The sequence below is a fragment of the Aeromonas sp. DNRA1 genome, from assembly GCF_963888745.1.
GTDB classification, from domain to species: Bacteria; Pseudomonadota; Gammaproteobacteria; order Enterobacterales; family Aeromonadaceae; genus Aeromonas; species Aeromonas hydrophila.
Genome location: NZ_CAWPKQ010000005.1, coordinates 211,223 through 228,320 on the forward strand (window position 1 = coordinate 211,223; position 17,098 = coordinate 228,320).

Genomic DNA, 17,098 nt, shown 5'->3' on the forward strand with positions numbered 1-17,098 from the left:
CGCAATGAGGAAACGGTGAGAAAACGCTATCCCAGCAGGGAGAGCACGTTGGCGATCTTGTTGTCGAGTTCGGCCCACTCGGCGGCAGGCTCGGAACCCGCGACGATACCGGCGCCGGCAAACAGGGTGATGGCCTGCGCCGTGATGCGGGCGCTGCGGATGGCGACCGAGAACTCCGAGGTCTCCCGGCTCAGCATGCCGCAGGCGCCGGCATACCAGCCGCGATCATAGGGCTCGCGCTCGCGGATGAAGGCCAGCGCCGCCTCGCGCGGGGCACCGCCCACCGCGGGGGTGGGGTGCAGCGCCTCCAGCAGTTGCCAGTCGCAGACGCCGGGCTTGAGCTCGGCCTCGATGTCGCACTTGAGGTGCTGCAGCAGCCGCAGTTTGAGAATGCGCGGCTCGGTCAGGGTGGCATCTGTGGTGAGCGGCGCCAGCCGGCTGAGGATGTCGGCGTGCACCAGCCGGTTTTCCAGCCGGTTCTTGCTGTCGGCCAGCAGCTCGGCGGCCAGTGCCGCGTCGGTTGCCTCGTCGCCGGAACGGCGAATGGTGCCCGCCAGCGCCTCGGTGAAGAGGTGTTGATGTTCGCGGCGATAGAGCCGCTCGGGGGAGCAGGCGATGAAGCTCTGCTCGGGCGAAAACTGGAAGCCGAAGTGAAAGCAGTCCTGGCCGTGCTGTGCCCAGCTGGCCAGCAGCGACCAGGGGGCGACGGCCTGCGGGTCGGCCGTGCGCGTCGCACCGTCATGGGTGAGCCGGCTCTGGCGCGACAGCACTACCTTGGGGGTGTGGGCCTGGAAGTCGGGGGCGGTGACCTGCTCGACCAGGGTTTGCCACTGCGGCTGGCTCGGGCAATCTTCCCGCTGCCATGAATGACGGGTCAGCGGCGTCAGAGGGGCTTCCGGCCGAAGGGCGTCGAGGGCGGCGGCGGCGGCCTGCAGTTCGGCCTCGAAGGCGTCGCTGTCGGTCTGCTCCGGCAACCAGAGGTTGAGGCAGAGGGTGACGCACTCGCCACGGCGCACCAGCTCGATGCGGGGCAGCACGAAGCGGCAGGGGCCGAACCCCTGCCAGCCGTGCTGGGTGGGGTCGAACGCCAGTCCGCCATAGTAGCGGGGGCTGTCGTCATGGGGCTGGCTGGTCTGTTCGCAGACCTGGCGGATCGCCTGGGGCTCGCTCAGATCGCGCAGACAACCCAGCGCCACGTATTCGGGACGCTCTTGTCCTCTGGCATGCCAATAGATACGGGGATAGAGGGTCTGCGCCGCGAGCCAGCCCAGAAAGGAGCCGACCTCGATGGCTACGCGCAGCCGCACAAAGCCGCAGGCATTGCCGTGACGCAGGGCGTCCAGTTGTTGCTTGATATGGGTCTGAGCCAACATGGATTTCGTCTATGAGCCGATAGTGACGGTCCATCCTGCAGAAGGATGCCGTTGGTTTATGCCAAAGGAGCGATTATTCCTATATATTATCTGCCCATTCGTCCATGTAAATCGCCCGGGGAGCTGCCTCCCGAGGGGCCAAGTATACCGAAATCCGGTTCGATAACCCTTAACACGATCAATATCTGATTGTTTGGCCATCACAATATGACAAATACCTTATCTATTTGGTTGCTGGCGGCGCGTTTGCGAACGTTGCCGCTGGCGTGCTCCTCCATTTTGCTGGGTTCCGGGCTTGCGGCCAGCCGCGGTGCCTTCGACGGCACCATCATGGCGCTCTCCCTGCTGACCGCCATTCTGCTGCAGATCCTCTCCAATCTGGCCAACGATTATGGGGATGCGGTATCCGGGGCGGACAATGGCGAACGGATCGGCCCCCAGCGCGCCGTGGTTTCCGGCCTCATCACCCGCCGGCAGATGTGCGTGGCCATGGCGCTGACCGCGCTGGCCGCGGTGGTCAGCGGCCTCGCCCTGCTGGGCTGCGCTTTTGGCGATCAGTGGCTGCAGATCCTCACCTTCGTGCTGCTCGGCGGCGCCGCCATCGTCGCGGCCATCACCTACACGGTGGGCAAGACTCCTTACGGCTATCGCGGCTTCGGCGACATCTCGGTGTTCCTGTTCTTCGGCCTGCTGGGAGTGCTCGGCTCCTACTACCTGTTCACCAAGACCCTGCAGTGGGATCTGCTGCTGCCGGCCACCGCCTGCGGCCTGCTGGCCACCGCGGTGCTCAACATCAACAACGTGCGCGACATCGAGACCGACGCGGTCAGCGGCAAGATCACCCTGGCGGTGCGGCTCGGTCGCAACCGGGCCATCGCCTACCACTGGGTACTGCTGGGGGCGGCGTTGCTGACCACCATCGCCTTCCTGCTGACCCAGCCCGCCAGTTTCTGGCCCTGGATCTTCCTGCCGGCCATGAAGCCGCTCACCGATGCCGCCAAGACCCTGCGCCAGAGTTTCGATGGCGAGGTGCTGACCGGTGCGCTCAAGAAGACTGCCATCAGCGCCTTCCTCTACAGCCTGCTGCTCTCCATCGGGCTGGCGCTCTCCTGACTGGGTGCCATGTGATCGGCAAGGCAAAAGGGCTCCCGGACGGGAGCCCTTTTTGTTGGTTGGGGTATGCTGGTCGGCCAATCACTCATCAGGCCGGAACGCCGCCATGCGCGACTCGCTCAAACAGAAAATCATCCAGGTGTGCCATCAGAAAATCGCGCAGAAGGGGGAGGCGGTCGGCGTCTCCTTCTATGCGTTTTTTGCCAACCGCAACGATGACCCCGAGTTGCTGATGGAGGCGGCGACCTGGTGGATCCAGACCCAGCGCCTCGATCACTTCGAGAAGGCGAGGAAGATCCTCCAGTTGGTGGAGCAAGCGTAAAGGCGCGCTGAAAGCAGGAGGGCTCCCGTGTGGGAGCCCTCCTTGAGTAGCAATGTGGTGCGGCACGGGCCGTCGATTAGCTGACCCGTGCCAGCCGGGGTGCTCGACGGCGGGCGAAGAGCAGGCTGTCCAGCAGCCAGATCACCAGCATGGAGCCGCCCACCAGCGGGAAGCAGATACCGAGCAGGATCAGCAGGGCAATGGCGCCGCGCATGGGCGGCAGGCTGGCCGGCAATGGCGGGGCGGCGAGGCGACCACTGGGACGACGGCTCCACCAGATCCAGAGCCCGCTCACCGAGCTCAGCAACACCAGCAGGCAGATGAGCAGCATGGCCAGCTGGTGCGGCCAGCCGTAGAGCTTGCCCATGTGCAGCATGACGCCGGTTTCCACCGTCTTAGCGACCGGGCCGTAGTCTTGCCAGCGCACGTCGGCCAGCACCTTGCCACTGTATTGATCGATGTGCAGGGTGGCATCGTTGCGCGGATCATCGGCAAAGATGGCGATGGTATAGACGCCGGTTTCACCAGCAGGCGGTGTGATGCTGTAGCCCGGTGTAACTTGGCGCGCGGTTGCGATGTCGACCACCTGCTGCAGCGGGATGCGGTGCTCCGCCATCACCATGCCGTCATGCTCGCCGCCGTGACCCATGGCGCTGTGGTCGTGGGCCTTGGGCTCGGCCGAGCTGGGGATGGGGGTGTTCTCGACCGCCCAGGGGACTGTCTGTTGATGGGCATGGTTGAGACTGCGCGCCAGGGGCGCCGACTTGGGTACCTCGTTCCACATGGCGGCCGGGAAGCGGTTCCAGACGGCGGCAAACTGATCGCCCCAGAAACCGGTCCAGGTCATGCCGCTCAAGAGCAGCAGCAGCAGGAAACCGGCGCCCCAGAAACCGACCACGGCGTGCAGGTCACGCCACCAGAGCCGCCCGCGCTGGCTCCAGCGCGGCCACAGGATGCCGCCGACCCCTGGCCCCTTGCGTGGCCACCAGAGATAGAGCCCGCTGATGAGCAGCACTATGCCCCAGCCGGCGGCCAGCTCGATCAGCCGATCCCCGCTGGTGCCGAGCAGCAGATCGGCGTGCAGGGCGCGCGCCACCGCCTGCAGATTCCACTTGTTGTCCATGGTGCCAAGCAGGGCGCCACTGGCGGGATCGAGGAACAGGGTCAGCTCGCTACCGCCCTGGCGGACGATGAACTGGGCGCTAGCCTCCGGGCTGACCGGTGGCAAGTACTTGCTCAGGCTGGCATCCGGCATGACGGCCATCGCCTTGACCAGCAGCTGATCGGCGCTGAGCGGCTGGCTGACGGGGGCGACCTTCATCAGCTCGGGATACATCAGGTTGTCGAGCTGGGGCTTGAACAGATAGACGATCCCGGTCAGCGAGAGCAGGATCAGGAAGGGGGCGACGAAGAGACCCGCATAGAAGTGCCAGCGCCAGATGCGCTGATAGTGGTTCGCGTCCCGATTTTTCATCTCTGTTCCTTGCGTCGTGAGTTAACGTTTCAGTTGGTGGAATGTTGGTGGCGCGCGGATGATAGCAGCAACGTTTTGTTAACTGCAACAGAACATGAGGGCTGGTCGATGCGACGGACAAAGGCGTGCTGAGCAGGCCGCCAGTGGGTCAACCGGTGACGCAGTACATCCAGGTTCGCGCCTGGCGGAATGGACTTTTTGCAGATAAATCCTTACCTTGTGGCAACATTAAAGGGTGCTTGCACTACGAAGAATCCAGGGAAGGAGGCAGAGGTGAAGTTGCAACCACACGGCCATTTCGAGATGCAGCGACGAGGTCAGGTGCTGATCTGCCGACCGAGCGGCCCTTTCAATCTGGCGGGGGCCATGGCCTATGAGTCCCAGTTCAGCCAGCAGATCGCCAGCCTGCGCGACGCGCCCTGGGGGATCGTCGAAGTGGCGACCGAGTTCGAGGCGGCGGGCCCCGAGGTGCTGGCCCGCTTTCGCCGCCAGTTCGGCTGGTGCGCCAGCAACGGTTGCGCCTTTCTGGCGGTGGTGCTGGCGGGCAGCTTCAAGCAGTATCTGGCGGATCAGGTGTTCAGCGGTTTGCCGTTTCAGGGCGTCCGCTACTTCGAGCAGACCGACGAGGCACTGCAGTGGCTGGAACGGCAACTGGCCGGGCTGGTCTGACGGTACTGCAGGCTGATCATTACCCGCAGCTCAATTGAGCTTGATAAACCACTTGTCCCGCTCGTCGATACAGTCCGGCTCACCCATTTCAAATTCACGGCATATCAAGGGACGGACTTCGTAGATGCGGCACATCATCGCGGGAGGGCGATCGAGTGCTCGCCCATCGGTCAGTTGAGCTTGATAAACCACTTGTCCCGCTCGTCGACGCAGTCGGGCTCGCCCATTTCAAATTCACGGCATATCAAGGGACGGACTTCGTAGATGCGGCACATCATGGTGTTGCGGTCGAGCGCCGCGCACCAGCCATCTTCCAGCCGGTGCATCACCGGTACTTCACCTTCCCGCTCTTCCACATAGCGATCCGGTACGCCGGTATCGGTAAACAGCATCACCTCGAGGCGGCAGCAGCAGGCTTCGCAGTTCTGGCAGCTCACTTCGGGTCGGGTTGTCTGGGTCATGGCATCTGCCTTGTTTTCATGGGCACGGATAAATATGAAACAGGCGCCGAACCGGCGCCTGTGTCGTGAACCTTAGCCCAGCTTGCGAGCGCGGTAGCTGCGCCCCTTGATCTTGCCTTCCTGCAGCCGCTTGAGGGCGGCGCTCGCCACCTGGCGCTTCACCGCCACGTAGGAGTACTGCTCGGAAATCTGGATCTTGCCCACATCGGCCCCGGCAATGCCGCCTTCGCCAGTCAGGGCGCCCAGGATGTCACCGGCGCGCACCTTGCTCTTGCGACCCGCATCGATGGAGAGGGTCACCATCTGCGGCGCGATCGGCTTGATGTCGCGGCCGATCCCGGCCAGATCGCCCTGGGGAATGGGGGCCTGCTGGTACTCCTCGATGAAGTTGACGCGCTGGGCCTCGTTCGGCTGGTAGAGGCTCAGGGCCAGACCTTGCTGGCCGGCGCGGCCGGTACGACCGATGCGGTGCACGTGCACTTCGGGGTCGTAGGTCAGCTCGTAGTTGATGACGGCGCCCAGCTCCTTGATGTCGAGGCCGCGGGCCGCCACGTCGGTGGCCACCAGGATGGTGGCGCTGCCGTTGGCGAAGCGCACCAGCACCTGATCCCGCTCGCGCTGCTCCAGGTCACCGTTCAGCGCCAGCGCCGAGAAGCCCTTGGCAGCCAGATGATCGGCCACGTCGTTGCAGGCCCGCTTGGTGTTGCAGAACACCACGCAGGAGCTCGGCTGGTAGTGGCTGAGCAACCAGCCGAGGGCATCGAGGCGCTGGCCAGCCGGCACTTCATACAGCTTCTGCTCGATGGCGCTGTCTTCGTGCAGGGACTCTACGCTCACCTCGACAGGGTTGCGCTGCACGCCGCGGCTCATCTGGGCGATCCCTTCCGGATAGGTGGCGGAGAACAGCAGGGTCTGGCGGTCGCGCGGGGCGTGGCTGATGACCCGGTTGATGTCTTCGCCAAAGCCCATGTCCAGCATGCGATCCGCTTCGTCCAGCACCAGCGTCTTGAGGCCGTCCAGCTCGAGGGTGCCCTGCTCCAGGTGCTTGAGGATCCGGCCCGGGGTGCCGACGGCGATGTGGGCGCCAAAGCTCAGAGTGGCGGATTGCGGTGCGGTCGGGGTGCCGCCGCACAGGGTGACCAGCTTGACGTTGGGCAGGGTACGGGCAAGACGGCGGATCTCGGTGGCAACCTGATCGGCCAGCTCGCGAGTCGGACAGAGCACCAGCGCCTGCACCTCGAGCCGGTTGACATCGAGGTTGGCAAGCAGGCCGAGGCCGAAGGCCGCGGTCTTGCCGCTGCCGGTTTTTGCCTTGGCGATCAGATCTTTGCCATCGAGTACCAGGGGCAGACTCTGGGCCTGGATCGGGGTCATCTGCAGATAACCCAGGCTGGCGAGGTTGTCCTGCAGGGCGGAGGAGAGGTTCAGGCTGCTAAATTCGTTGTTCACAAAAAGACTCTATATCGGAGAAAACGGGCTGCGCCGTGCGCAAGGGCGCGCATTGTATCAGAAAGCGCTGCCGGGTGTGGCGGATTTTTGAACGACTGGCCGGCGACGATGGCGGGGCCGCCGCCGGGGAAAAACAGTGGCGGCATGCTGTCCGGCTCGTCTGAAAATACCCCACTGTCATTCGGGAATTAGCTGAAAGAAGCCGGGTCATTCATCGCAAATAAGATAAACGTTTGTCATTTTGATTTGATTAAATAAATTCGCCGTAAATTTAACCTCACCGCTATGACGCCATTCGCCAGGTTTTAAATAAATGTGAGAAAGCTGTGAAAATAGCCCTTTCAGACAGAGGTGTTTATTTTTAAGTTGCTGTTTATTAATGATTTTTGTGTTTATTGAACAATGATTAGATGCTTGTGTGAGCGTTTAATTAATTTAAAAACGTTTGTATTATCCAACATGCATATTTTTACCACAGATTGTGATGGCTATCTGATTTTTAAATATGCAAATGTCTATGATGGCGCCGGTCAAAAAATTACAAATTACTCAGGTGCTACTGGTATGGAATACGTTCACTTTGTGCTCGGACTCGTGATGGTCCTCGCTCTTGCTTTACTGGCCAACCGCCACAACTGGAAACAGATCAAACTGCGTTATATCGGCCAACTGCTGGTGGTCGAACTGGCGCTTGCCTGGTTCATGCTGAACTCCGAAGTGGGTCTGGCAGTGGTGGGCGGCTTCGCGGCCGGCTTCACCAAGTTGATGGAGTTTGCCAAACAGGGTACCGACTTCGTGTTCGGCGGCCTGGTCAATGAAGGGGCCTTCTCCTTCTTCCTGATGGTACTGATGCCCATCGTCTTCATCTCCGTGCTGATCGGTATCCTGCAGTACATCCGTCTGCTGCCGCTGGTGATCCGCGGCATCGGTACCGTGCTGGCCAAGATCAATGGCATGGGCAAGCTGGAGTCCTTCAACGCCATCAGCTCCATGATCGTCGGCCAGTCCGAGAACTTCATCGCGCTCAAGAACATCCTGCCGCACCTGAACGAGAAGCAGATGTACACCCTGGCCGCCACTGCCATGTCCACCGTCTCCATGTCCATCGTCGGTGCCTACATGCAGCTGATCGAGCCGCGCTACGTGGTGGCCGCGCTGGTGCTCAACATGTTCAGCACCTTCATCGTGCTGTCGCTGATCAACCCCTACGAGCCGGACAATACCGTGACCGACGCCAAGGCGCTGGCCGAAGGTGACGAGCACCACAGCCCGAAGAAAGAGAACTTCTTCGAGATGCTGGGCGAGTACATCATGGCCGGTTTCACCGTGGCGGTCATCGTGGGCGCCATGCTGGTCGGCTTCATCGCCCTGATTGCTCTCATCAACTACTTGTTCGAGATGGCATTCGGCGTCAACTTCCAGTTCGTCATGGGCTACCTCTTCTACCCGATCGCCTGGATCCTGGGCATCCCGAGTGGTGAAGCGCTGCAAGCCGGCTCCATTATGGCGACCAAGCTGGTGACCAACGAGTTCGTGGCCATGATGGATCTGGGCAAGATCGCAGCCCAGCTCTCTCCGCGCACCATCGGCATCCTCTCCATCTTCATGGTGTCGTTCGCCAACTTCAGCTCCATCGGCATCATCGCCGGTGCGGTGAAGGCGCTGAACGAAGAGAAGGGCAACATGGTCTCCCGCTTCGGTCTGAAGCTGGTGTACGGCTCCACCCTGGTGAGCCTGCTCTCCGCCGTGATTGCCGGTGTAATGCTGTAATACCGCCACCCGCTCTCACCATGACAAACCCCTGCCTCGGCAGGGGTTTATTTTTTGGGGCGACAGCAGGCGCTAGCTGGCCTGACGGACCGCTAGCCTGGCCAGTGGGCCCAGTAACCGGCGGCCAGCAGGGTGAGAGTGCAAAAGCCGGTCTCGACGGCGCCGCCGCTTTTGAGCGGCCAGCCCGGTAGCCGGTAGCGGCGCTTGCTGGGCCACAGCAGCGGAATGCCGGCCGGGGTGAGCCAGTCTCCCAGCAGGTGGCTGAGGTAGCCGATGATAAGGGCATCCTTGACGCCGGTGGGCAGCATGGCGGGAGCCAGGCTCTGATCCAGCCCCCAGATGGCGGCGGCCACTGCCAGCAGGCTGTGGGTGAAGCCGCGATGGCCGAACAGCCGCGACAAGGGTTTGGAGATCCAGGGTAGGCGTTGCCCCAGCACCGACTTGGGGTGGTCAAGGTCCGGCAGCAGGGCGCTGGCCAGTGCGGCAGGAACGGTGTGCCACAGGCTGGCGTCGGCCAGGGCCGGCGTCAGCTGGAGTTTGTGGGCGAGCAGGGTGCAGGTAACGGAGAAGAGCAGGTGCCCTTGGGCGGTCATGATGGTTACGACATGGGGAAAATGGCGGCGCATCTTACCAGTGTCGCGGGCCATTGCAGCAAAAAACCGGGGCCCGAGGGGCCGCCCGGTCATTAACTGCGCGGATCTTCCACCTTGGCGTCGGCGGGTACCCGTTTTTTACCCAGCACCATGGCGCGCACCAGGTCGCTGTGGGTGAGGCGATCGGTCAGGATCACCACGGCCGCATGGACGCCGACGGCGGCCATCAGGGTGTTGGCAATGATGCCGTGCAACTCCTCCAGCCAGTCTTCGCCCCAGAAGGCATCCCAGGTGGTGAGCCAGCCGGTGACCACGGTGCCGACCAGCGACAGCAGCAGCAGCCAGATCATCAGGGCGCCGACCGGGTTGTGGCCGAGGTAGTAGGGGTGACGGCCCTGGGCCAGCTGACGCAGGTAGTAGCGAACCCGGGCCGGGGTCGGCCACCACTGGCCGAAGCGGGCGTAATGGGGTCCGACCAATCCCCACAGCAGGCGGATGATCAGCAGGATGCCCACTGCGTAGCCGGCATATTTGTGGGGCTTGCTGCCCTCTTCCAGCACGAAGAAGTTGAGCAGGCAGAGGGTGACGGTGGCCCAGTGAAACACCCGGATGAGGGGATCCCAGACTTTCACTTCAGACGAGGTTGTCATGGCGTGGCTCCATAGAAAGGGCCGGCAGGAGACCGGCCCATGGCCGGATTATTCGTCGATCTCTTCTTTCACTTTCTTCAGATCGGTCGGGTCGAAGTAGATCTCGACCTTGCGCTTCTCCTTGTCCCAACCGTAAATCTCGTAGCAGTTGGTCTTGGTGACCTTGAACTTCTTGATGTCGTAGCCCATCGCCTTGATCTGCTGCTGGGCGTCGGCTTCGCTCATCCACTTGCTCTTGTCGGCCTGGGTACATTGGGGATCGGCCAGGGCTGCGCCGCTCAACAGGGGGATCAGTAACAACAGGGGGGTCAGTTTCATTGCTTGCTCCTTGCGGGTGGTTGAGTCAACAGCCACAAGGTTAGTTCACCAGCCTTAAGAAAGAATTAAGCGCAAAGGGAAATGAATGGGTCTCCCCGGCGGCCGGCCGGGGAGGGGGTAATCAACTCAGCTTGCCTCGGATGAGCCACTTGTCGAGGACGTTGGCGAAGCGCTGCTTGTCGGCCGCGTTGAGGGGGGCCGGGCCGCCGGTCTGCACCCCGGCCGAGCGCAGCTCCTCCATGAAGTTGCGCATGCCGAGCCGCGCCTTGATGGTCTCGCGGGTGTAGATCTCGCCACGGGGATTGAGCGCCTCGCCGCCGGCATCGATCACCCAGGAGGCGAGAGGGATGTCGCCGGTGATCACCAGATCGCCGGGTTTGACCTGCTGGGCGATGACATGATCTGCCACATCGAAGCCCTTCTCCACCTGCTGGGTCTTGATGAAGGGGGAAGGGGGCACCCGCAGCCCCTGATTGGCCACTAGCGTGGTCACCACCTGGGCACGGTGGGCGGCGCGGTAAAGGATCTCTTTGACCGGAATGGGGCAGGCATCGGCATCGACCCAGATGGGCATGGCAGGGCTTCCTGTGTCTGAAACGAGTGGCGCATCTTAACACGGTCGGCGCGGGGCGGCTGCCCCGGGGCTGAGTCGGGCCCGGCTTTGGTGTAAGCTGGGCCGATGAACATGAGCGAAAAGGACGAGCAGATGGATCGGGTGCCCAGTGACGTAATTTATGGCCTGACCCTGGATGGCAGGGGTGGCATGCAGCCACTGGTGGTGGGCAGCGAGATACCGGCCAAGCAGCCGGGCTGGCTGCATCTGGACTACGGCAATCCGGAGGCGGCGCGCTGGCTGCTGCAGACCCCGCTGCTCAATGATGCGGCGCGCGAGTCGCTGCTCGGCCAGAGCAATCGCCCCAAGCTGGTCCGAATGGGGGAGACGGTGCTGCTGATCCTGCGCGGCATCAACCACAACAAGGACCACAGACCGGAAGAGATGGTGGCGCTGCGCATCTACATCACGCCGGATCTCATCATCAGCAGCCGGCGCCGGCCGCTGTTGTCGGAACAGGACGTATTCAACCAGCTCAAGCTGGGGGGCGGCGCCGATACCCCGGCCGACTGGCTGGTGGAGATCTGTGACGCCCTGACCGACCGGGCTGGGGAGTTCGTCGAGGAACTGCACGATCAGATCCTGGATCTGGAGGAGATGGTGCTGATGCGCGACCTGCCTGCCAACGGCCGGCTGGCGCTGATCCGCAAGCAGCTCATCATGATCCGCCGCTACCTCTCGCCGCAGCGGGATCTGGTGGCGCGCCTCGCCAACGAGAAGATCAGCTGGCTGGATGAAGATGACCGCCGGCGCCTGCTCGACATCGCCGACCGGCTGCGGCGCTGGCTGGACGATCTGGATGCCGGGGTAGCGCGTACCGCCGTGCTGGCAGACGAGATCAACAACCTGATGGCGGAGGCGACCAATCGCCGCGCCTACCAGATGTCGGTGATGGCGCTGCTGTTCCTGCCCGCCAGCTTCCTGACCGGCCTGTTCGGCATCAACCTGGGGGGCATTCCTGGGGCCGAGAGTCCGACTGCCTTCTGGATCTTCTGCGGCTCCCTGGTGGCGCTGGCGACCGGGCTGGCGGTCTGGCTCAAGCATCGGCGCTGGTGGTAAGGAGCAGACATGACGACATGGGAATCTTTTGGCGTGACCCTGCTGTTGCTGCTGGGCCACACCCTCATTCGCGGGCTCATTCACAAGAGCCTGCTGGCGCTGGCCCAGACCCGGCAGGTGAGCGAGAACCGGGTGCTCTACGTGGAGCACGTGTTCCACTTCCTGCTCGGCTGCGCCACCCTGCTGATCCTGGCCGGGGTGTGGGGGCTCGACTTCTCGCGGCTGGTGGTGCTGGCCTCCTCTTTCTTCGCGGTGCTGGGCGTCGCCATGGTGGCGCAGTGGTCGATCCTTTCCAACATCACCGCCAGCATCACCATCTTCTTCGCCTTTCCCTACAAGATTGGCGACCGGATCCGGATCCTCGACAAGGATGACTCGGTCACCGGCGTCATCACCGAGATCGGCCTCTTCTACGTGCGGGTGCGCGATGACAACGGTGATCTGGTCACCTATCCGGCCAACCTGATCCTGCAAAAGCCGGTCAGGCGGCTGGAGGGCAAGGGGGCGGAACCCCTGCAACCGGAATGAGAAAAGGCTCCCTCGGGAGCCTTTTTTGAGCCTGTGTATCTCTCAGCGTTCGAAGAAGCGATAGAGGTGTTCGACCTGGATCGGGCAATCCGCCACCAGGTGCACGTGCTGGCGGGCCTCCTCGACCGAGCCGAAGTAGCGGGGGCAGCCCAGGGTGTCGGTCATCTCGTACAGCCTGCCGTCCTGACCCCTGAACTCCACGATCCAGCCGGGCAGGATGGCGTCCTGCAGGATCTCGGCTTCCTTGAAGGCTTGCTGCTGATAGAGCTGGCGAAGTTCGCTGACTGTCATGACATCCTCCCGTGACGCTTGATGCCACTTCAAGTCTAGTGGCTGCGGTCGGGGTCGGCCGGCTCATTTGGCCGATTTGAGGTGCTCCCAGGCCCAGCGCAGGCGGATGAAGGTGTCGGCATCGCCCCCGCGATCTGGATGGTGTTGCAGCGCCAGCTCCCGCCAGCGGCGGCGGATGGCATCGGGCTGTGCCCCGGTCGGCAGGGCGAACAGGGTCAGCGCCTCGGCCCTGTGTTCATCCCGCTCACAGGCCCGCCAGAAGCTGCCGAGCAGCGCCTCTACCTCCTCCCGGTCGGTCTGCCAGAACACCTGCCAGTCGAGGTAGTAACTGCGCAGCGCCTCGCTCTGGGCGAGGGCGCTTTCCCCCTCGCGGGTAGCGAGCGGTTCGAGCCGGATATCCAGGGTGCTGATCACCAGCCACCACCCTTCGCCATGAAGCTCGGCCTGCAGCTGGTAGAGAGCGTTCATGATGAGGAAGTTGAGCCGAAACAGCTGCAGCTGCTCATCCCCCGGCAGAGGCGGGATGACCTCCAGGCGGCGCAGTTCGGCCAGCAGCTCGTGCACCTTGTAGCTGCCGCTTGCCTGTCGCAGCAGTGTCAGCAGTGGAGCCAGCAGCGGGTTGGGCCGAGTCTCGTTCATGGGGCTGCCGTCTCCTTCGGCGGCTGCAGGGCGATCAGCAGCTCCCCGGCCAGCGGCTCGACAGGGCCGGTGACGATGCGAGTCCGCCCCTTGCCGTCCAGCACGAACAGCGGAATGGCGCCCGGGTTGGCCTCCTGGTACTGGGCCCAGTCGAATGCCTCGCTCAGCCGGGTCGCCTTGATCTGGCCGCCCCGGCTCAGCAGGCCGCTCAACCGAGCGTAGTTGATGTCGGGACCGAACAGGTTCTGGCGGGCGCGGAAGGTGGCGCTCTCCCGATTGGCCTTGCCGTGCTGCTCGCTGGAGCGCAGGGAGTAGACCTTCTCCTCGCCGTAGAGGTGGGCGAAGTGCAGCACGCCGAGGGCGTTGTTGTGGCGGTTGGGGGAGAGCGCCAGCACTGTGCTGATGCTGGTGAGCGGCAGGTGCAGCTCGGCGTGTTCGGATTGCGGGTTGCCGAAGTAGCAGGGCAGGTTGCTCATCCGCGCCTGTTTGCAGAACTCCCAGGCGGGATCGCAGAGCTGAACCGGCACCCCCTGATCCGCCAGTGCCCGGCCGATGGCCCGTGCCACCGAGTTGGCCCCGATGATGAGCCAGGTATTGGGGGCGCTCTGGCGCATCTTGAGCAGACCGGCCAGCGGTGCCGAGGTGAGGCTCTGCAGCACCACGGTGGAGATGATCACCGCAAACACCAGGGGGACCAGCTTGTCGGCATCGGGAATACCGGCCTGGTGCAGGCTGATGGCGAAGGAGGCGCTGACCGCCGCCGCGACGATGCCGCGCGGCGCAATCCAGCCGAGCAGGGCGCGGGCCCGCCAGGAGAGATCCGATCCCCAGGTGGAGACCAGAATGCAGAGCGGGCGCGCCACGAACTGCACCACGCACAGCAGCGCCAGCACCATGGGGCCGAGCTGCCAGAGCTGGGCCAGATCGAGGCGGGCCGCCAGCAGGATGAACAGGGAGGAGATGAGGATGATGGCGAGATCTTCCTTGAAGGCCAGCACCTCCTCCAGATCCAGCCCCTCTTGATTGGCGAGCCAGATGCCGAATACGGTGACTGCCAGCAGGCCGGATTCGTGGCTGAGCCAGTTGGAGAGGCTGAAAGTGACCAGCACCAGTGCCAGCACCCCGAACTTGTGCAGGCTGACCGGCAGCCAGTCCTTGCGGATCAGCAGGGTGGTGAGCCAGCCGGCGCCGACACCGATGAGCGAGCCCACCCCCACCGTCTTGGCCAGCGCCAGCAGGGTGTGGCCGATGAGATCCCCCTGACTGCCGAGGCGCACCGCTTCGAACACCAGCACCGCAAACAGGGCGCCGATGGGATCGATGACGATCCCCTCCCAGCGCAGGATGCGGTCTACCTCCCTGGTCGGGCGGATCACGTTGAGCATGGGGGCGACCACGGTGGGGCCGGTCACCACCAGTACGGCGCCGAGCACCATGGCGACCCGCCAGTCCAGTCCCAGCAGGAAGTAACCGGCGCTGTCGATGACGGCGAAGCTGGCCAGCATGCCCACTGAGCAGAGGTTGCGCACCACCTTGCCGATCCCTTTTAGCTCGGCCAGGTGCAGGGTGAGCGCCCCCTCGAACAGGATGATGGCGACCGACAGGGAGACCAGCGGAAACAGCAGGTCACCGAGCAGGGCGTCGGGGTCGAGCAGGCCGCTGACCGGGCCCAGCAGCAGGCCGGTGAGCAGCAGAAACAGGATGGCGGGCACTCGCAGCGACCAGGCCAGCCACTGAGCCAGCACGGAGACCAGGGCGATCCCGGCCAGGGAGAGAGCAATCATGCAGACCTCGATTAAGGCGATGAACCTGGAGGAAGTGTAGTGGGGAAGATGGTCAGATTGACACCAGCCGGCGGCGGGAACAAGGGGGTAAGCGGATCACGCGACAGCGGGCGTCACGGGGGCATGGCCGCGGGAGAAGGGCGGGGTGTGGCCGCTGGCTGCGGCCACCAGCCGGATTAGATGGGGCTCTCTTTGTGGAGTTCGGTGACACAGTCGGCCACCGCCAGCACCAGCGCCGAGCGCACCACCTGATCGAGCCGGTTCAGCTGCATCTGGTAGAAGGGCCAGTCCTCCTCGTTGGCGGGGGCCTCTTGCGGCATCATGCCGCCCTGGCTGACGCCGTGCAGACGTGCCAGCAGATCGCGGATCGGTTTGTCGCTGAAGCGGTAATCTTTGGGATCGCGCACCAGAAAATCGCGGATCTTCAGGTAAGCCTCGAGATCCTGATAGCGTTCGAGGGAGATGAGGCCGAGGGCGAAGATGAGCTTGAGGCGCACCTCCAGCTGGCCGAGAGGGCCGCTCTGGTTGAGCAGGGGTTCGATGGCGTATTTGACGGCATACTCCTCCTGACGGAACGCGCGTCGCATCAGAGAGTCGACCGCCTCTTCCAGGATGGTCACGACCTCGAGAAAGAAGCCGCGAGGGCCATCCTGCTCGTTCAGTCGCTCCAGTACTTCATCTTCCTGGTGTGTGGTCATAAGTGCATTGGGTCCAGCTGACAGGGAGAGAGTGGGCCTCTCTCCCGGTTTTTATCGTATGAGGCGCTTAGGTGGCCGGCCTTAGTGGGCCGGCGGCGACGGCGCCTCATCAGGTCACTTCAAATTGCCATAACGGGTGACGATGGCGCTGACGATGTCACTGTCGGCAGCAAGGCCGGTGATGCGAGCCAGAGCCTGGGCCGGGCCCAGATCCGCCAGCAGCTGTTGCAGCTCCACTGCCTGCGGGTCATCGGCGTTGCGATAGTGCAGCGCAGCGGCGATCCCCTCCTGCAGGTGATCGCTCGGCAGGCCGTACTCCAGGGTACCGAGCAGCGGCTTCACCAGCCGATCCCCCGCCGCCAACTTGCGCAGCGGCTGACGGCCGACCCGGTCAATCTCGTCCACCAGATAAGGGTTGGCGAAGCGGGCCAGGATCTTCTCGATGTAGGCGGCGTGCAGGCGCGGGTCGAAACCGTAGCGTTGCACCAGCACGGCGCCGCTCTCCTCCATGGCGCGGCGCACCTTGCTGCGGATAAGCGGATCCTCGATCGCCTCGCGGATGGTGCGATAGCCCCTCAGCTTGCCGAGGTAGGCGGTGACGATGTGGCCGGTGTTGAGGGTGAACAGCTTGCGCTCGACGAAGGCCATCAGGTTGTCGGTGGGCTCCATGCCCGCCACCTGCGGCAGCTCGCCCTTGAACTGGGTCTGGTCGACAATCCACTCGCTGAAGCTCTCCACCGTCACTTCCAGCGGATCATCGTTGGCCGCCGCGGGCGGGACGATGCGGTCCACCGCCGAGTCGACGAAGCCGATGCAGGCGTCGAGGGTGGCATGATACGCGACCGGCAGGTACTTGAGTACCTCCTGCTTGAGATGGCTGGTGCCGCGCACCATGTTCTCGCAGGCGATGACGTTGAGCGGTGTCAGGTTGCCGGCATCGAAGCGGGCCTGCAGCCCCTTGGCCAGGGTGCTGGCAATCTTGTCCAGAATGTTGGGGCCGACCGCGGTGGTGACCAGATCGGCGGTGATGATGCGGGCGATCACCTCGTGGCCGGCGGAGCTCACCGCCGCCACGTTGCGCACCACGTCCAGCTTCTGATCCGCTCCCACCACGTGCACCTTGTACTCCTGGCGGTGGTTGAGCTGGTCGATCAGGGTCTCGTTGACGTCGGCGAAAGTGACCTGGTGGCTGGCGTCAGCCAGCAGTTTTCCGATGAAGCCGCGACCGATGTTGCCGGCACCAAAATGCAATGTTTTCATGATATTAACCTCTTGAGCCAAAGACGATGAAGGA

19 protein-coding genes are annotated in these 17,098 nt (G+C 63.5%); 6 read left to right on the top strand and 13 right to left on the bottom strand.

The features are described 5' to 3' along the window. Nucleotides 1-26: 26 nt before the first annotated feature. Nucleotides 27-1,373 (bottom strand): isochorismate synthase, encoded by a 1,347-nt coding sequence (locus AACQ43_RS16935; RefSeq protein ID WP_168967970.1) that lies wholly within the window; start codon nt 1,371-1,373, stop codon nt 27-29. A 207-nt stretch (nt 1,374-1,580) separates the two neighbouring features. Here AACQ43_RS16935 and AACQ43_RS16940 point away from each other — a divergent pair, with 207 nt between their 5' ends. Together AACQ43_RS16940 and AACQ43_RS16945 are read left to right on the top strand one after the other, a co-directional pair. Beyond that, the gene (locus AACQ43_RS16940; protein WP_024943656.1) at nt 1,581-2,486 is read left to right on the top strand and encodes a 1,4-dihydroxy-2-naphthoate polyprenyltransferase; all 906 of its coding nucleotides are present in this window, start codon (nt 1,581-1,583) and stop codon (nt 2,484-2,486) included. 106 nt (nt 2,487-2,592) lie between these two features. After that, complete coding sequence (locus tag AACQ43_RS16945; RefSeq protein ID WP_016349305.1) at nt 2,593-2,808, top strand: DUF6500 family protein; 216 nt, start codon at nt 2,593-2,595, stop codon at nt 2,806-2,808. Nucleotides 2,809-2,884: 76 nt separating this feature from the next. Here AACQ43_RS16945 and AACQ43_RS16950 read toward each other — a convergent pair whose 3' ends face one another. Beyond that, complete coding sequence (locus tag AACQ43_RS16950) at nt 2,885-4,282, bottom strand: PepSY-associated TM helix domain-containing protein (protein WP_168967971.1); 1,398 nt, start codon at nt 4,280-4,282, stop codon at nt 2,885-2,887. Between the two features lie 273 nt (nt 4,283-4,555). On the opposite strand from AACQ43_RS16950, the gene AACQ43_RS16955 reads away from it, so the two are divergent. After that, nucleotides 4,556-4,951 (top strand): hypothetical protein, encoded by a 396-nt coding sequence (locus tag AACQ43_RS16955; RefSeq protein WP_146061927.1) that lies wholly within the window; start codon nt 4,556-4,558, stop codon nt 4,949-4,951. A 170-nt stretch (nt 4,952-5,121) separates the two neighbouring features. Here the strand turns inward: AACQ43_RS16955 and AACQ43_RS16960 are convergent, their stop codons facing one another. Together AACQ43_RS16960 and dbpA are read right to left on the bottom strand one after the other, a co-directional pair. Next, nucleotides 5,122-5,412, bottom strand: a complete 291-nt coding sequence (locus AACQ43_RS16960) for a YkgJ family cysteine cluster protein (protein WP_016349308.1) — start codon at nt 5,410-5,412, stop codon at nt 5,122-5,124. Between the two features lie 72 nt (nt 5,413-5,484). Further along, on the bottom strand, nt 5,485-6,861 hold the full coding sequence (gene dbpA / locus AACQ43_RS16965) for an ATP-dependent RNA helicase DbpA (RefSeq protein ID WP_168967972.1): 1,377 nt from the start codon (nt 6,859-6,861) through the stop codon (nt 5,485-5,487). A 564-nt stretch (nt 6,862-7,425) separates the two neighbouring features. Between dbpA and AACQ43_RS16970 the strand changes: the two genes are divergently transcribed. After that, nucleotides 7,426-8,631, top strand: coding sequence for a NupC/NupG family nucleoside CNT transporter (locus AACQ43_RS16970; RefSeq protein ID WP_016349310.1), 1,206 nt, complete (start codon nt 7,426-7,428; stop codon nt 8,629-8,631). A 92-nt stretch (nt 8,632-8,723) separates the two neighbouring features. Here AACQ43_RS16970 and AACQ43_RS16975 read toward each other — a convergent pair whose 3' ends face one another. The 4 genes from AACQ43_RS16975 to AACQ43_RS16990 all read right to left on the bottom strand — a co-directional run bounded on the left by AACQ43_RS16975 (nt 8,724) and on the right by AACQ43_RS16990 (nt 10,766). Then, entirely contained in the window at nt 8,724-9,224 is a 501-nt protein-coding gene (locus AACQ43_RS16975) for a metal-dependent hydrolase (protein WP_049047919.1), read from the bottom strand. A 92-nt stretch (nt 9,225-9,316) separates the two neighbouring features. Further along, complete coding sequence (locus tag AACQ43_RS16980; RefSeq protein WP_168967973.1) at nt 9,317-9,874, bottom strand: cytochrome b/b6 domain-containing protein; 558 nt, start codon at nt 9,872-9,874, stop codon at nt 9,317-9,319. Between the two features lie 48 nt (nt 9,875-9,922). Further along, nucleotides 9,923-10,192 (bottom strand): PepSY domain-containing protein, encoded by a 270-nt coding sequence (locus tag AACQ43_RS16985; RefSeq protein WP_011704515.1) that lies wholly within the window; start codon nt 10,190-10,192, stop codon nt 9,923-9,925. 121 nt (nt 10,193-10,313) lie between these two features. Next, entirely contained in the window at nt 10,314-10,766 is a 453-nt protein-coding gene (locus tag AACQ43_RS16990; protein WP_168967974.1) for a YaiI/YqxD family protein, read from the bottom strand. Between the two features lie 105 nt (nt 10,767-10,871). On the opposite strand from AACQ43_RS16990, the gene zntB reads away from it, so the two are divergent. Together zntB and AACQ43_RS17000 are read left to right on the top strand one after the other, a co-directional pair. Then, complete coding sequence (zntB, locus tag AACQ43_RS16995; RefSeq protein WP_168967975.1) at nt 10,872-11,864, top strand: zinc transporter ZntB; 993 nt, start codon at nt 10,872-10,874, stop codon at nt 11,862-11,864. Between the two features lie 9 nt (nt 11,865-11,873). Then, complete coding sequence (locus tag AACQ43_RS17000; RefSeq protein WP_043162330.1) at nt 11,874-12,392, top strand: mechanosensitive ion channel domain-containing protein; 519 nt, start codon at nt 11,874-11,876, stop codon at nt 12,390-12,392. A gap of 42 nt (nt 12,393-12,434) precedes the next feature. On the opposite strand, the gene AACQ43_RS17005 is transcribed toward AACQ43_RS17000, so the two are convergent. The 5 genes from AACQ43_RS17005 to AACQ43_RS17025 all read right to left on the bottom strand — a co-directional run bounded on the left by AACQ43_RS17005 (nt 12,435) and on the right by AACQ43_RS17025 (nt 17,064). Further along, nucleotides 12,435-12,683 (bottom strand): hypothetical protein, encoded by a 249-nt coding sequence (locus AACQ43_RS17005; protein WP_016349316.1) that lies wholly within the window; start codon nt 12,681-12,683, stop codon nt 12,435-12,437. 63 nt (nt 12,684-12,746) lie between these two features. Then, nucleotides 12,747-13,322 (bottom strand): DNA-J related domain-containing protein, encoded by a 576-nt coding sequence (locus AACQ43_RS17010; RefSeq protein ID WP_168967976.1) that lies wholly within the window; start codon nt 13,320-13,322, stop codon nt 12,747-12,749. Next, nucleotides 13,319-15,106, bottom strand: a complete 1,788-nt coding sequence (locus AACQ43_RS17015) for a cation:proton antiporter (RefSeq protein WP_168967977.1) — start codon at nt 15,104-15,106, stop codon at nt 13,319-13,321. Before AACQ43_RS17015 ends, AACQ43_RS17010 begins: the two co-directional genes overlap by 4 nt. Nucleotides 15,107-15,282: 176 nt before the next feature. Then, nucleotides 15,283-15,804, bottom strand: coding sequence for an MltR family transcriptional regulator (locus AACQ43_RS17020; protein WP_005308438.1), 522 nt, complete (start codon nt 15,802-15,804; stop codon nt 15,283-15,285). Between the two features lie 114 nt (nt 15,805-15,918). Continuing rightward, nucleotides 15,919-17,064: a mannitol-1-phosphate 5-dehydrogenase gene (locus AACQ43_RS17025; RefSeq protein ID WP_168967978.1), complete on the bottom strand. Its 1,146-nt coding sequence runs from the start codon at nt 17,062-17,064 to the stop codon at nt 15,919-15,921. Between the last annotated feature and the right edge of the window lie 34 nt (nt 17,065-17,098).

Bases quoted from the DNA above. Each gene is read 5' to 3' on its own strand.
- AACQ43_RS16975 (WP_049047919.1), bottom strand. From the start codon at position 9,224: ATGACCGCCCAAGGGCACCTGCTCTTCTCCGTTACCTGCACCCTGCTC.
- AACQ43_RS16950 (WP_168967971.1), bottom strand. From the start codon at position 4,282: ATGAAAAATCGGGACGCGAACCACTATCAGCGCATCTGGCGCTGGCAC.
- AACQ43_RS16990 (WP_168967974.1), bottom strand. From the start codon at position 10,766: ATGCCCATCTGGGTCGATGCCGATGCCTGCCCCATTCCGGTCAAAGAG.
- AACQ43_RS16985 (WP_011704515.1), bottom strand. From the start codon at position 10,192: ATGAAACTGACCCCCCTGTTGTTACTGATCCCCCTGTTGAGCGGCGCA.
- zntB (WP_168967975.1), top strand. From the start codon at position 10,872: ATGAACATGAGCGAAAAGGACGAGCAGATGGATCGGGTGCCCAGTGAC.
- AACQ43_RS16970 (WP_016349310.1), top strand. From the start codon at position 7,426: ATGGAATACGTTCACTTTGTGCTCGGACTCGTGATGGTCCTCGCTCTT.
- AACQ43_RS17015 (WP_168967977.1), bottom strand. From the start codon at position 15,106: ATGATTGCTCTCTCCCTGGCCGGGATCGCCCTGGTCTCCGTGCTGGCT.
- AACQ43_RS17010 (WP_168967976.1), bottom strand. From the start codon at position 13,322: ATGAACGAGACTCGGCCCAACCCGCTGCTGGCTCCACTGCTGACACTG.
- AACQ43_RS17005 (WP_016349316.1), bottom strand. From the start codon at position 12,683: ATGACAGTCAGCGAACTTCGCCAGCTCTATCAGCAGCAAGCCTTCAAG.
- AACQ43_RS16935 (WP_168967970.1), bottom strand. From the start codon at position 1,373: ATGTTGGCTCAGACCCATATCAAGCAACAACTGGACGCCCTGCGTCAC.
- AACQ43_RS17000 (WP_043162330.1), top strand. From the start codon at position 11,874: ATGACGACATGGGAATCTTTTGGCGTGACCCTGCTGTTGCTGCTGGGC.
- AACQ43_RS16960 (WP_016349308.1), bottom strand. From the start codon at position 5,412: ATGACCCAGACAACCCGACCCGAAGTGAGCTGCCAGAACTGCGAAGCC.
- AACQ43_RS16940 (WP_024943656.1), top strand. From the start codon at position 1,581: ATGACAAATACCTTATCTATTTGGTTGCTGGCGGCGCGTTTGCGAACG.
- AACQ43_RS17025 (WP_168967978.1), bottom strand. From the start codon at position 17,064: ATGAAAACATTGCATTTTGGTGCCGGCAACATCGGTCGCGGCTTCATC.
- AACQ43_RS16945 (WP_016349305.1), top strand. From the start codon at position 2,593: ATGCGCGACTCGCTCAAACAGAAAATCATCCAGGTGTGCCATCAGAAA.
- AACQ43_RS16980 (WP_168967973.1), bottom strand. From the start codon at position 9,874: ATGACAACCTCGTCTGAAGTGAAAGTCTGGGATCCCCTCATCCGGGTG.
- AACQ43_RS17020 (WP_005308438.1), bottom strand. From the start codon at position 15,804: ATGACCACACACCAGGAAGATGAAGTACTGGAGCGACTGAACGAGCAG.